The sequence below is a fragment of the Pseudoalteromonas sp. OF7H-1 genome (genome assembly GCF_022347825.1).
GTDB lineage: Bacteria > Pseudomonadota > Gammaproteobacteria > Enterobacterales > Alteromonadaceae > Pseudoalteromonas > Pseudoalteromonas maricaloris.
On record NZ_JAKRFX010000009.1, the window covers coordinates 208,480 to 223,095 of the forward strand.

The window sequence follows — 14,616 nt, forward strand, 5'->3', positions numbered from 1 at the left end:
CTGATAATGTCGGTCTCACCTCTATTGACTTAATCAAGTGATCTATTTTGATATTTTCGAACTTCTGCTGGTAACAAGAGTCGAAAAATCGTCGCAAAGATAGCGCACACCGCCGAAGTAAGGTTGCTCTAACACAGCCAGATAAAGCATAATAAAACAAAAAGGGTTTCTCTATAATGAAGATTTCATCTTTTCATCTCTCTAGGCAATCTTGGGGATTGCTAGCACTATCCGCTGCTATTTTTGAAGCCGTTGCACTGTATTTCCAATACGGTATGGGTTTAGAGCCCTGTATTATGTGCATCTATCAGCGTTTTGCTATGTTGGGTTTATTAGCAGCTGGTTTAATCGGTATGATTTCTCCTAGCTCTTTCGCACTGCGTAGTCTGGCATTTGTTTCGTGGGGTGTAGGCAGTATTTGGGGTTATTTTATCGCCCGTGAACATATCAGTATGCAAACCACAACGGATCCATTTGCTTTTACCTGTGACTTTGTACCAAACTTTCCTGCGTTTATGCCGCTGCATGAATGGCTACCAAGTTTCTTTGCTGCAACAGGTGACTGCGGCAACATAGATTGGTCTTTTGCAGGATTATCTATGCCTGGATGGATGGAAATTATCTTTGCATTTTATAGTGTTGCATTTATTCTTTTCTTATTTTTCCACGTTACCAAAAGAAGTTGAGATATCACATTCATGCATTTTAGGTTAAGCCAAATTGAGCAACTGAGAGCGTTTAAATTACGTGACAAGCAGATGATCTTACGTCTTGCACTTAGCCACCTTGATGCAAAAACAAAGGTCTTGTTAAGAATAGCCAAGTTGCTACTGCTCACACCATTTTTTGCCTCATTGGTCGTATTTGAAGGCTGGCTGTTATTACCTGTCTTATTGGTAGCAGGACTAATTTATCCGCTACTGACCACACCACTGGAAATACAGTTTGGCAAACCCAAGCTAGCTCAGGCAATCGCTGAGTTTAACGCCTCGAATAAGCCCTGATCTTCAATCTACCTGTGTGCGAGCAGCTAAGCTCGCACACAATAACTACGACTAGACTCTAATTTTTCCCTCCAGTTTTGCCAATATTCCTTTCCCAATTCCTTTTACTTCCAGCAACTCCGTTGTTGTTTTAAAGCGCCCCATTTTCTTACGGTACTCTACGATGGCTTCAGCTTTACGAATACCAATCCCTGGTAAACTTGAAAGCGCCGAAGCGTCAGCGGAATTAATATCGAGTACAGCACTTTGCTGCTGTGTTTGAGAGACTGACTTTGCTTGCTCCGCAGGTTTTGCGAGCACGCTTGAACAGCTTAAACCTAACGCCAATAAAATAGAAAGTATGGTGGGTTTATTGAACATATATACACTCCTTGTGCGTAAAAAGTATCCAAAGCTTTTTGCATTCCTCTCAATGGATGATTGCAGCAAGCTTATAAAATAACCTGAGCTTCGGATAATTAATGCCTTTCTAGCAGCTAGTTTTAGCGCTAACTGTGTTGAATTCACTTCCAATAGCCAGCTATTGGTGCGTAAATTCGCCTGGTTATCCCCAAAACTCTCTGGCTAGATAAAGGAAATAATTTAATGTGAGTTTAAAGCAATGAGCTAGCTCATTCCTTATCCAAACCTCAGGTTAAATAAAGATTGGAACATTGACTTTGTCAAAAAACATTCATTCTTTCAAAAATCAAAATAAACATTAAGATTTTGTTTTTAATGAATTTAATTAATTTCACTTCACTCAACAGCACTTGAAAAATTTTCAAAATAACTTGCTTAATCACTCAATTCGATTTACTGTATAAAAAAACAGTGACTAGGGGAATAACCATGGCCGTTATCATCAAATATGTTGTTGAAAGAAATGGAGTCGAGCGTATGACTTTCACGTCTAAAAAAGAAGCTGATGCTTATGATAAGATGCTAGATGTAGCTGAAGCATTGGAAGACATGCTAACGAAAGTTGACGTGCCGCTGAGTGAACAACAAGTTGAATCCCTAGCGCTTGAAATTGCAAAACAAAAAGATGACTTTGTGTCTGTGTTAAAAGGTGGCAAAGTAGCACCAAAGGCCAATACCAAAAACAAATCTGAAAACGAAAAAGCGTCAGATCCAGATAAAGTGACCAAAATTAAGCAAGCCTAAATGATAATAACCACTTATACCAATTGAATTAATTATCTAATCAATTTGAAGGGTGAAATAGCATATTAGCTTCGTTAAAAATTTCTCATTTAGAACAACTAAATAGCAAAATTTTTGCCTTGCTATTAAAGCTATTTCCCCGCTTCAAGATAGATCATTTACTTAATACAACTGGTATTACTCCAGTGGGTGGTTTAGGCTGAAAATAAAAAACCGCATGTTCTGCGGTTTTTTATTTTGTTCTGTGTAGCGTGGTATTATTTAATCACGCTTGCCACTGCTTCAGCAAAGTAGTCAATATTGTCTTTGCTTACGCCAGCTACGTTAACACGGCTAGAGCCTACCATATAGATAGCATATTCAGTGCGTAGTCTGTCAATTTGCTCTTTATTAATACCTAAGAAAGAGAACATACCGTGCTGACGGTCGATGAACGAGAAGTCTTGCTCAACACCTTTTGCAGCTAGGCTTTCTTTAATCAACGTACGTAGACCATTGATACGACCGCGCATTTCGTCAAGTTCGTCGTACCACATTTGCGTAAGTTCAGTACTGCTTAGAATGGTATTTACAATATCAGCACCGTGTGCTGGTGGCATTGAATAGATACTACGAACAACGCTAAGTAATACTGAGTTTGAAACATCAGCAGTTGCACTGTCTTTTGCAATGATTGAACACGCACCGATACGCTCGCGGTATAAACCAAAGTTTTTAGAGCAAGATGAACAGATGATCATTTCATCAACTGTATCCGCAACCGTTCTAAGGCCTTGTGCATCCTCTTCAAGGCTGGTACCAAAACCTTGGTATGCAATATCAATTAATGGCGTAAAGCCTTGCTCTTTCGCAAGTTCAGCAACCACTTTCCATTGCGCTTGATTTAAGTCCATACCACTTGGGTTATGACAACATGCATGAAGTAGTACTACATCACCTTTAGGTACTTGCTTCAGCGCATTGATCATCTCATCAAACAACAACCCTTTGTTTTCGTAGTCGTAGTAAGGATACTCTTTAACTGTTAGACCAGCTGCTTCAAATAGGCTGATGTGGTTTGCCCAAGTTGGAGTCGTAACCCAAACAGTTGCATTGGTGTTGCAACGTTTAATAAATTCGGCAGCAACACGTAATGCGCCAGTACCACCAGGTGCTTGCGCCGTACGTACGCGATTTGCCAATAATGTACTATGCTCTCCAAGTAACAGTGTTTCCATCTTTTGACAGAAGTCTAAGTTACCAGCCAAACCAATATAAGATTTTGTCGTTTCGTTTTCTAAACGAAACGCTTCCGCTTTTTTAACCGCTCTAAGTACCGGCGTATTTCCCTGCTCGTCCTTATAAACACCTACACCAAGGTCAATTTTGTTTGGGTTAGTGTCCTGTTTATAAGCGGCCATCAGGCCTAAAATAGGATCTGTTGGAAGTGGTTTTAGCTCTGAGAACATGGCTTATCTCTTTTATTTTAATTAATGCAAACTCGAGCGGCTGACGCCCGATTCCAGTAGACTTGATGGTAACATAGAGACTTGCATCTCAGTTACCATATTTATCTAGAATTTTATTCATTTTTGTAAACTTGGCAGCACCACAAAGGCGTCAAGTTTACAGCCGGACTATTCCGATAATTATTCGGGTAAATAGTCAGGAATTCTCGTACATGCCGCTGCAAGCAATGCTAAAATTTCTTCGTTGAAAAATGACTCAGAAAATGCTTCTGCATCAATAATTCCAATACAATTTTGAGCATCATCGAATAATGGCATACAGGTTTCTGCTTTCACCTTTGGATCGCAAGTGTAGTACTCCCCACCACTGGCGACATATTGAGGGATGTCATTAATCACTCGAGCTTTAGCACTTAATACCGTTTGAATATTATTTGACGTAGCGGCAAAAGCCTCCGTTATTGGGAATAGCGGTCTACTCGGCGCGCCAGAGTACGCTAATTTGAGAAGTTGTTTCCCTTCATTTGTCGCTCTTGCTTGGTATATGCCAAACCAATCAACAGCTGTAAATTCAACTACTGCTGACACTATCGTTTGCAGCTTAGCAAGCGATTGCTCATTCACCGTGTTCTTTTCAACGTGGTCACTTAATAAAAAAGGCGCTTCCTGAAGGTGCCCAAACAAGCTACAAGCGCCTCCTTCCCCAAGCTCAGGGATCTGATATGACCACACAGCAGGACTTGAGTTTTGCTCAATATAAGCATCTAGTTTTTTTAATTGCAGCAAAAGCAACTCGCGGGAGATAGATAATCCACTCAATGAAATATAATCTGACATTTTAGCCATCTAAACATCTAAAGTTAATGCAACTTTACCACGCTCTTTATACCTTGCCAACACTAAAAAACAGGTACATAGAGTAATAAGAGTAGATAGTAAACTAAAGCTGAGGTGAAATACGCTTGAGTGGAATTTAGACCGACTTAGAGGTGAGTGAATAGATCATTTCTACTTCATTTCCAGCACTGTTGTAGCTAACGCTCTGAGCTATTTCGTTAAGTAAGCTAACACCTCGACCATGGCTATGCTCTTGCTGTGCTTTGTTACGCTCACTTGATTCAAAACCATTACCTGAATCACAAATGTTGAAGTATAGCTTTAGCTCTTCAGGGCTGTAGCGCACAGAAATAATAATGAGCGCTTCTTTTAGCTCCTTCAGAACACTCTCTCGCAGACTGTAGAACTCAAAAAAGCCATCTTCTTTATTTTTAATCTCAGAATCTAGCCCCAACACACCGTGATCTAAAGAATTATTGTAGGCCTCGGAGAGTAGTAAGAAGATGTTAGAGCGATGCGCCGAAATACCATCAACCTCACTAAGCAAGTCCACCAGCTCAAGTACCGGATCTGTCGTTTTCATCTGTTTGGCATCTAAAGATAACGAAATATTAAACGGCAAGCTTGAATAATGGTTAGGCGCAGAAACAATTGACTCGCTGGCAACGCAATTAATAATCGCGATACTTAAGTCATCTTGTTGCTCCGTATTGCCAGAAAACTCGCGAACTTCAGAGATAATTTGATCGGTGGAAATATGCTGCCGACTCGCCAGCAAGCGCTTTAACCGTCGTTCGCCATACATTTCCCCCCGCTCAGACTCAGACTCGATGATACCGTCTGTCGCCATTACGAGGCGTTGGTCGGGGCTGACTTCAAAATGCAGCAGATTACGTTCAAATTCATCAACTTCTAGAATGCCGAGTGCCATATGTTGGCTCTCAATGGTTTTAATAAGGCTACCATTTTGGTCAATCAGATATAAATCTGGCAAACCACCAAGCCAGGCAGAAACACTTTTCCCTGAGCTGCTCAATTCAATGATCGCTGCTGCGCAAAACATGTGGCCGGGTAATAACTCATTAAGGGCGGTATTGAGCTCAACGGCTATATCACTAACCGCCATCCCCTTTTGCACCATAGTATAGAAAATGCGCGACGCGGGAAGCGCGCCGACCGCAGCTGCTAAACCATGACCAGTAAAATCACCCAGTAAACAATAAAAGCCACCCATTGGGCTCTTGGCCATTAAAAACATATCGCCGTTAAACATTGACGCAGGTGACAAGTGGTATTCACAAATCTCAGGATATTCAGATTGTTGTGCAAGCGCATTACTAAAGATGTGCTCAACAATCTCGTGCTCTCGCTCTATTTGGTTATAGTGATATTCCAGTTGTCGGCGTTGTTCGTTGCTTTGTTGGCTGAGCCTACGTGTCCTCGCATGCGCTTTGATTTTGGCTGATAAAATGACTTTATCAAACGGCTTATGAATAAAGTCATCACCTCCTACAGCGAGACATTTTTCAAAGCTGCTTTGATCTTCAAGTGCAGTGATAAAGATGATGGGGAGATATACGTCGCCCGCATATTGCTTTATTTTGGGGGCAGTCTCAAAGCCATCCATTACGGGCATGACAACGTCTAGCAGCACGATGTCGATGTCCTGACTTTCGAGAATTTTTAATGCATCACGACCATTATGCGCACAAAAAACGGTATAAAATTGTTGCTCAAGCATTGCCTTGAGCAGCTTACAGTTTAATACCTGATCGTCGACTACCAAGATATTCATGAAGGGCTAATCTATCGGCGATCAGTCAATATCAAACTTCTTATCAAAACGAGAGATCTGGAGGATTTTCTTAAGTTGTGGACGGCAGTTACTAATTTGAATGCTAGAAACTGAGCTTCCTAGTGTTTTTTTCATATTTAACAGCATTCCCAAAGCGGAGCTGTCCATATAATCGGTTTCACGCAGGTCAACAACAACCTTTTCGGTTTGATCATTCACCTCCGCATACGCCTGACGAAACGATTGCACCAAATTAAAGTCGAACTTACCTCTAATTTGAATGGTTAGTGTCTTACCGTCAGCAGAAGCGTTTTTACTCAAGCTCATCATTAAGCTCCTAAATTATTTTGATTTGTTTCCCCTCACCAATTTAAATATAACGCTTAAAAATCATTTAGCAAAAAATAAAAAACATCTAATCTGCTTTTTGCTATGATCTCTGCAAAGAACCCGCAAGAGGACCAGAATCAATGTCAGAATCAAGACTTGTGTACTCCACAGATGTAGGCCGTATTGACACCAAAGAGCCAAAGCAAGAAGTTCAAGGGAAAGTTTTTAAAGACGGCGCCGTTCGTATTGAAAGACAAACTAAAGGGCGCAAAGGTAAAGGCGTTATGCTTGTCGTTGGCATAGATAGTGAACAGCATGATCTAAAGAAATTGGCAAAAACGCTTAAATCAAAAATGGGTCAAGGTGGCGCAGTTAAAGAAGGCGTTATTGAAATTCAAGGCGATGACAGAGAAAAGCTTAAGCAATTATTAGAAGGCCAAGGCTTCAAAGTGAAAATCGCAGGCGGTTAGGCGCTTATTATTTTCAGCCCCATGCCTTGGGGCTGAGCCGCTATACTGCTGGGGCAAACCGCAAAATCTCGGCTTCACTCAACGGCGGGCTATAGTAATAACCTTGTACAATATAGCAATTATTTTTCGCCAAGAACGTCATCTGAGCCTCAGTTTCCACCCCTTCAGCAATAACCTGCAAATTTAATTTTTGCGCCATCGCAATGATAGCCGCGGTGATTTCCATATCGTTCGGATCTTCAGGGATATCCTTTACAAAGGAGCGGTCGATTTTAAGTATATCAACTGGGAAACGCTTAATATAACTTAAAGACGAATAGCCTGTACCAAAGTCGTCAATAGACAGTGAAACGCCAAGCGCTTTGATATCTCTAAGTTGTATGATTGCCGCTTCTACGTCTCCCATCAGCATACTCTCAGTAAGTTCAAGGTGTAGTAGAGTCGGCTCCATCTCAGTTCTGTCAATAATATCTGACAGCGTACGGATCAATTGTGCGTCTTTAAACTGTCTCGCAGAAAGGTTGATGGATATGTTGGCAATCTTGCCCGCGGCTTTTAAACGACGAGAAAAATGGCACGCTTCTTCTAACACCCATGCACCAAGCTCTACGATTAGGCCTGTCGCTTCAGCAATTGGAATAAATTTACTTGGCGGAATGGTTCCTTCGCTTGGGTGGAACCAGCGAATAAGCGCTTCATAGCCTACAACCTCTCCACTTTCACTGTTCACTTGTGGTTGATAATGCAAGGTAAATTGTTGCGCTTTAATTGCTATACGCAGCTCGTTTTCTATATATAGGCGCTCGTTAGCGGCTTCGTCTAAATCTTGGCTATAGAAATGGTAAGTGTTCCGCCCTTTTGCTTTGGCCTGATACATTGCCAAATCTGCATGTTTCAGCAGCTGCTCTTCTTCTTTACTGTCAAACGGAGCCATCGTAATGCCAATACTTGCACTGACGATCACTTCGTTATTCCCCAGCTTTATTGGTTCTGCCAGTGTCTTTTGAATGATATTGGCAACTTCCATGGCATTTTCTCGCTCATTGATGCCACTCAGTAACACCGCAAACTCATCCCCACCCAATCTGGCAATGGTATCTTCTGCACGGAGGCGCTTTTTCAATCTCGTCGCGACTTCAAGCAATAAGCGGTCACCCGCGTCATGTCCCAAAGTATCATTGATGCGTTTAAACTCATCTAAGTCAAAGTAAAATAGAGCAAAGGCGTAATGACCACGTTCGGCAAGCGCCATGGATTTACGTAACTGCATCCTGAAAAACGTTCGGTTGGCAAGGCCAGTTAAGGTATCAAAGTAAGCCAACTCTTCCATTTTACGCTGGCTTTCTTTTACAAACGAAATATCTTGGGCTGAGGCGACATAACTTGAAATTGCGCCGCCTTCTTCACGGATCGGTGACACGCTCAAACTGACCCAAATAGGCGCCTCTCTGTTACCCGCCAACATGGTATCCCCGCGCCAATGATTGCGACTGCGTAAGTCAATATCGATATCATCAATGAGAATTGCCATGTCTTTTGAAATAATACTCAAAAGCGGAGAGCCAATAAAATGCTGTTCATCATAGCCCGTCATTTCCTGCATTTTTGGATTGACGTACTCAATTTGAAAATGCTCATTGGTCAATACAACGCCAGTACCAGAGAAAGCCACAGCTTTTGACAAACGGTTTGCCGCCTTTTCAGCGATTTCCTTTTCTGTAATACGTTGATTTAGGCCATTTACAAGTTGTTTTATCTCAACACTCATGTCATTAAATGAGGCGTTCAATTGACCTATTTCGTCATCGGTATGCGGCAAGGTTGGCGTATCCCACTGCCCTCGACCAAATCCCTTCACTGCTTTAACGAGCGCATTGATGCGTTTGAGTACTAATTGATATAGAACCTGATGCAGTAATATCGCAACAAAAATGGCATACAGAATAAACAAACCAAAGAATTTAACTTTAAGCTCTTCAATGGCCGAGATAGCCGACGCCCGCTTCTTGTAGATCCCAATGTACCAATCTAAATTGGCAATATGGGTCACGTGCATAATATGCCAGTTGTCTTTATATCTAAATTCATCTTGGATATTTGGCAGCTTAGTAATAAGTGCAGTTTGTACTATTTTACTCAAATCTTCCGGTAGCTTGTTGTGGTCCAATAGCTGCCCAGTCGCAGCGGTGGTTTTAAACAGGCCGGGAGCTGCCAATAATCGACCCTGTTTATCAAAAACGATGAAACCTTGCTGATGGTCAGATTTAGGTAGTTTTTCGAGTAAGGTGGTCAACTCTATATCGCTACCCGTTAACCCAAGGTATTTGTCATGTAAGTATAAAGGCACCAAAATACTGACCACCCATTTGTTCCAAACCCTATCAAAATACACGCCCGACCATACCGCTTCCCTCGTTGGGTTTTGTTCAGCATGTAAAACAGGCAAGTTATGAAGCTGATTATTTACCAGCCTCGGGTCTTTCGCTAATAGGGCATTAGGAGGTGCAACACGGACAAATCCGTCTTTTGTAGAGAGGTAAAAATTAAAGAAATCCTGTAACAGCGGGGGCGCAAGAATATTCCAAAGCAATTCAGATTCAGAAAATAACTTTTGCACTGACTGCAATTTTAAATCGCCAGTATACATAGCTGCAGAAAGGCCATTTTTGGCTGTACTCGCTAAGTTTTCGCCACGCTTGTCGACACTCGCTTGTGCGCCAGATAAATCTTGAACACCGTAAAGTAAGTGTTTGGAAACTACTGAATTGGCTTGTTCGGCCAAGTTGGCTTTAAGATCGAGGTAATTTGAGAACTGATTGTTCACCTGCGCACTAAAACGCTTAAGCTCATCATACTCTTCATAGATCAACTGCTTTTCTTCAGATTTTAGCATCAATGCTGCAGCAAAAACGCCCGCGATCAAACACACGGCCGAAATCAACATCGACAGCTTTACACTTAAAGAGCTTGCACCATATCTTGATGGGGGACGACGATTGCCCACAAGTTAACCTATTCTTCTATTTACAGTGGTGGTGTTGCCTGAATATACCAGAATATTTTTCGACTCGCCAATAAGTTACGTTTGATTAACGTACTTAACTCACTGAGATTGGTAACTTATCTACTAAATAACTTAGGTTTTTGCCAATACGTCCAAAGTAGTACTTGTTTTCTCGTTTAGTTCTATGCTAATAATGTATTCAGTTTCAAAGTAAGGTTTGAATAAATGAATTTCATCACACGCAACAGCAACACATATTTCTTTTTTAGCTTCTTTAGGTGAAGAGGCTTGACTGTTCGCGAGTGAAAAAGAATAGCTAAGCCTCCCAACTTCGGGAGGCTTTTTTTTTGGCTAAATGGGAGTGAGGACCTATGACACAAAATACATTAGATGCCCTTAGGCATGACATTAATGAGATAGATTCGGAATTACTGATTTTACTGGCAAAGCGACGTCGCATTAGTCATGGCGTGCTGGAATATAAGATTGCCAACAACAAACCTATCCGTGATGAAGCACGTGAGCAGGCACTACTAGAGAAACTGATCCGTTATGGTAAATCTCTAGGTCTAGATGCCTTTTATATAAACAGCGTTTTCCAAACTATCTTAGAAGACTCTGTGTTAAACCAGCAAGCCATGCTGCAAAAGAACTTAAACCCCGATGCCGTAGGTGATACACACCGCGTTGCCTACTTAGGTGGACAAGGCTCTTATAGCCAGCTTGCTTGTCATAAATACTTCAGCCGTCGTCCCGGTAAGCTTGTGGAAATGGGTTGCCAAAGCTTTGAGCAAATCACCGAGCAGGTCGAGAAAGGCCAAGCGGACTTTGGTATTTTACCTATTGAAAATACCAGTTCAGGTAGTATCAACGAAGTATTCGATTTATTGCAACATGCGCAAGTATCTATTGTGGGCGAAGTAACGCATACCGTAGAGCATTGCCTCCTAGCTTTGCCAGACACTGAATTACAAGCGATCGACAAAATTTATGCGCACCCCCAACCTTTTGCCCAGTGCAGCCGTTTTATTCAAGGTCTTGGGGATATTCAGCATGAAACTTGCGACTCTACCTCTAGTGCATTAAAAGAAGCAGCAGAGCACCCAAACAGTGCCGCGATTGGCTCTGCACAAGCTGGTAAAAATATGGGTCTAGAAGTGGTGAAGTCTGGCCTTGCGAATCAGACCGAAAACCATAGCCGCTTTATTGTAGTAGCAAGAAAAGCACTTCAAGTATCTACTCAAATCCCAACGAAAACCAGCTTAATTATGGCCACCAAACAGCAAGTAGGCTCACTTGCTGACGCGCTGATGGTATTTAAACAGCACAATATCAATATGGTTAAGTTAGAGTCACGCCCAGTACCTGGTAACCCTTGGGAAGAAGTCTTTTATGTAGATTTGCTTGCCAATATTGCAGACTCACAAGTCCAAGCAGCACTTGAAGAATTAAAAGATCATACCCAGTTTGTACGCTTACTGGGCTGCTACCAAAGCGAGTCTTTGCAAGCCGTAGATGTGTTGTAATCAATCATACTAAGTCACTCCCATAGAGACAAATAAAAAGCCAGAGCGCAAATTGCATTCTGGCTTTTTTGGTTGAGATTTATTTAACTCAGGTTATTTAGGCTATTCGTCGCTAAGACCAAGGAGCTCAATTTCTGAGACTTGTACTAGGCCATCGTTATTCGCATTTTTGCTAATATTTAGACGATAGCTGCTATAGGCAAAAGCATTGGAGAAAGTAAACGCTCTTCGTTGTAAGCGCTCATCCCAGCTCTCACCCACCCAAACCGCGACTTCTGTCCACGTCTCACCGCCATCATTAGAACCGAGTAATTGGAAATTTTCGGGATCGCGCTCTGGTGCATCATTGGCACTGATGATTGCCAAACCACTCACAATCTGTGGCACAGTAAAATCAGCTTGGATCCAAGATGGTGATTCCTCTGTTGGCGGGCCTTGCCACTCATTGTGATCTAGCCATTTTGTCTCGATATCATTATCAAACGCCTTTTGTTCACTTTCCGCATCTCCAATACGATTACGCGCGGTAAAGCTTGTTCCAGCCAAGTCAGACAAATCTTCAAGTGCATACTGAGGTCCAGCGAGTTCAATTTCAGCTACTTGCACTAATCCATCATCATTCGCATTTTTACTGATAGACAAGCGATAATGTGAGTAAGCCAAACCATTAGCAAACGCGAAGGCACGACGTTCAAAACGCGATTCAAACGATTCCCCTACCCAAGTATTTAATACTTGCCACACTTCCCCATCGTGAGATGCTAAAAGTTGGAAGTTTTCAGGGTCACGCTCCGGCGCATCATTGGCGCTGGTAATGTACAAAGTATTTACCGCTTGCGCTTGCGGCAAGCTAACTTGAACCCAAGCCGGATTTTCAACCGTGGGTGGCCCCTGCCAGTCGTTGTGATCGAGCCATTTAGTCTCAACATTTTTATCAAATGCTTGCGCTGCGCCCTCTGAATCACTAATGCTAAAACGCGCCGAGTAACTCGCACCTTGTACTTGTGCATGATCTAATCCAGAGATTTCTGGACCGATTAATTCAATCTCAGCAAGCTGCATCAAGCCATCATTATTTTTGTTCTTGGTTATCTCAAGGCGATAGCTTTGGTATGGCAATTGATTCGCTACCGCAAAGCTTTGGCGCTTCCCTCGCGCTTCAAAAGACTCACCAATCCAATTACTCAACTGCTGCCATGTAACCCCATTATCGTTAGAGCCAAACAAAGCAAAGTTCTCAGGATCTCGCTCTGGTGCATCATTGGCGCTCGTTATCGCAAGCTGATTAACCGCCACAGCCTCATTAAAATCTACTTGGATCCATGAAGGCACTTCGACGGTAGGTGGGCCTTGCCAATCATTATGATCTAGCCACTTAGTGGTAGGGTCGTTATCAAATGCCTTATCTTGGTTTTCCTCCTCACCGATACTGTTGCTTGCCGTGACCGCAAACGTCTCAGTATCAGTATGGTCAACGCTCGGATAAACCGGCCCGACAAATTGAATTTCTCCAATTTGCAGTAAGCCATCGTTATTTTTGTTCTTTGTCACTGCAATTCGGTAGCTTGTATACTTTTGCGCATTACCAAATACAAAGCCTTGACGTTCAAAGCGCGCTTCAAACGACGCCCCAACCACATTACCCAAATTAACCCAACTCGCACCCTCATCATTAGAAGCTAATAAAGAGAAGTTTTCAGGGTCTCGCTCTGGGGCATCATTAGCACTGGTAATGTAAACACCGCTAATTGCTTGTTGAGTGGGAAAATCCACCTGGATCCAAGATGGCGCTTCCTCAGTAGGTGGCCCCTGCCAGTCATTGTGGTCAAGCCATTTAGTTTGTGGATCGCCATCAAATGCTTTGTCTGCACTCTCAGCATCACCAATAGCATTTCTTGCTGTGATAGTGGCACCTGATGTCACGACTTGCTGCATGGGTCCCGTGGATACTGGCTCATCAAATAATGGTAACGCTAAGTCCATAATACTATCGGCACTAAGATCTAGCTGCGCAGTTAATGGGTGAGCTTGAAGCGCGTTGTAAATTGGCAATCGAAGCGCTTCAAGTGCAACTTCATCACCGCCAAGTGCGGCGCTAAGATTGCTAGCAGAGTTGCTTAAAACGCCTTGCAAAGAGCCTTGCTCGTCAAACTGGGCAAATGCAGCATTGAATAGAGAAAGCTTTTGAACACTTTCGGAAACATACGTCATCTCGCAATTTTGCTCACCAGAGTCAGAGGTTGTGCAAGTTTCCCCTAATTCAAAATTCGTTAATTGATCGGCGCTAACCACAGGTAACTCAAAAACATTGGTGTTCCCGGTTTGCCAGCCAAGGGCCCGAAGCAATAACGCAGACATCTCCACTTTTGCCAATGCCATTAATTCGGGCGTAGAGACATTACGCCCCTCAGCAATTTGCTGCTCCACCAGCATGGTTGCTAGTGTCGTCAAGGCGTTGATTTGTAAGGTAGCATCAGCACTGCCATCGGCATTTGAACCAAACGGCACGGCGACATGACTCAAGGTAGCCAAAGTCACACCAGCAATGTAATCGCCACTTACCTGCTCCCCAATTCCTGCAGAACCACAGCGACTGGCGTCGCAGCGCATCTGCGAGCCTTCGCTCGTTGTGGCGGTCACTTTAATGGTGGAATTAATGCCAAACCCGGCTTTACCCGTCAGTTCTATAAACAACTCCCCCGATTGACTGGTTGCCGAGTTCTCATCCATCATCATGCTAGAGCCATTGAGCGCCGTCACCGAAATGCGGGCTTGGCTCAACGCGCCTTTTATCACTGAACCTGATACTTCTGCCGTCGTCACAGCAGGGGTTACTGGCACTTCTTCAACTTTTGGGTCATCGCTCCCGCCGCCACATGCAGCCAATAAACTGCTAACGGCAATGAGCGGGATCGCATTTCTTATTTTATTTAACGTTTTCATATTTATCCCTTCTTACATATCAACCAACTCGTGTGACTAGGTTGATATAAACGCACCACAAGCAGGTGATAAGCCGTGATATTGTTTCTCGTTGTACTGACACGACTTCACCC

At 42.8% G+C, this 14,616-nt stretch carries 12 protein-coding genes; 5 read left to right on the plus strand and 7 right to left on the minus strand.

Annotated features, from left to right (window positions below):
• Positions 1-176: 176 nt before the first annotated feature.
• A complete protein-coding gene (gene dsbB / locus MHN30_RS13405; RefSeq protein WP_239359952.1) occupies positions 177-686 on the plus strand; it encodes a disulfide bond formation protein DsbB in 510 nt (169 codons plus the stop codon).
• Positions 687-698: 12 nt separating this feature from the next.
• A complete protein-coding gene (locus tag MHN30_RS13410) occupies positions 699-1,004 on the plus strand; it encodes a hypothetical protein (protein ID WP_045990792.1) in 306 nt (101 codons plus the stop codon).
• Between the two features lie 51 nt (positions 1,005-1,055).
• Here the strand turns inward: MHN30_RS13410 and MHN30_RS13415 are convergent, their stop codons facing one another.
• Positions 1,056-1,364, minus strand: coding sequence for a helix-hairpin-helix domain-containing protein (locus MHN30_RS13415; protein ID WP_010371108.1), 309 nt, complete (start codon positions 1,362-1,364; stop codon positions 1,056-1,058).
• Positions 1,365-1,835: 471 nt separating this feature from the next.
• On the opposite strand from MHN30_RS13415, the gene MHN30_RS13420 reads away from it, so the two are divergent.
• Positions 1,836-2,150, plus strand: a complete 315-nt coding sequence (locus MHN30_RS13420; protein ID WP_010606713.1) for a YebG family protein — start codon at positions 1,836-1,838, stop codon at positions 2,148-2,150.
• Positions 2,151-2,407: 257 nt separating this feature from the next.
• Here the strand turns inward: MHN30_RS13420 and MHN30_RS13425 are convergent, their stop codons facing one another.
• The 4 genes from MHN30_RS13425 to MHN30_RS13440 all read right to left on the minus strand — a co-directional run bounded on the left by MHN30_RS13425 (position 2,408) and on the right by MHN30_RS13440 (position 6,557).
• On the minus strand, positions 2,408-3,598 hold the full coding sequence (locus MHN30_RS13425) for an amino acid aminotransferase (protein ID WP_239359953.1): 1,191 nt from the start codon (positions 3,596-3,598) through the stop codon (positions 2,408-2,410).
• 180 nt (positions 3,599-3,778) lie between these two features.
• Positions 3,779-4,444 carry a GAF domain-containing protein gene (locus MHN30_RS13430; protein WP_130163751.1) on the minus strand — a complete coding sequence of 222 codons (666 nt, stop codon included), beginning with the start codon at positions 4,442-4,444 and terminating at the stop codon, positions 3,779-3,781.
• 127 nt (positions 4,445-4,571) lie between these two features.
• Entirely contained in the window at positions 4,572-6,230 is a 1,659-nt protein-coding gene (locus tag MHN30_RS13435; protein WP_130163750.1) for a fused response regulator/phosphatase, read from the minus strand.
• A 21-nt stretch (positions 6,231-6,251) separates the two neighbouring features.
• Complete coding sequence (locus MHN30_RS13440; protein ID WP_010371095.1) at positions 6,252-6,557, minus strand: STAS domain-containing protein; 306 nt, start codon at positions 6,555-6,557, stop codon at positions 6,252-6,254.
• A 143-nt stretch (positions 6,558-6,700) separates the two neighbouring features.
• Between MHN30_RS13440 and MHN30_RS13445 the strand changes: the two genes are divergently transcribed.
• On the plus strand, positions 6,701-7,030 hold the full coding sequence (locus MHN30_RS13445) for a translation initiation factor (protein ID WP_017216143.1): 330 nt from the start codon (positions 6,701-6,703) through the stop codon (positions 7,028-7,030).
• 40 nt (positions 7,031-7,070) lie between these two features.
• Here MHN30_RS13445 and MHN30_RS13450 read toward each other — a convergent pair whose 3' ends face one another.
• Complete coding sequence (locus tag MHN30_RS13450; RefSeq protein ID WP_130163749.1) at positions 7,071-10,034, minus strand: EAL domain-containing protein; 2,964 nt, start codon at positions 10,032-10,034, stop codon at positions 7,071-7,073.
• Positions 10,035-10,405: 371 nt separating this feature from the next.
• On the opposite strand from MHN30_RS13450, the gene pheA reads away from it, so the two are divergent.
• On the plus strand, positions 10,406-11,560 hold the full coding sequence (gene pheA, locus MHN30_RS13455) for a prephenate dehydratase (RefSeq protein WP_039497031.1): 1,155 nt from the start codon (positions 10,406-10,408) through the stop codon (positions 11,558-11,560).
• Positions 11,561-11,662: 102 nt separating this feature from the next.
• On the opposite strand, the gene MHN30_RS13460 is transcribed toward pheA, so the two are convergent.
• Positions 11,663-14,503 (minus strand): discoidin domain-containing protein, encoded by a 2,841-nt coding sequence (locus MHN30_RS13460; protein WP_130163747.1) that lies wholly within the window; start codon positions 14,501-14,503, stop codon positions 11,663-11,665.
• Between the last annotated feature and the right edge of the window lie 113 nt (positions 14,504-14,616).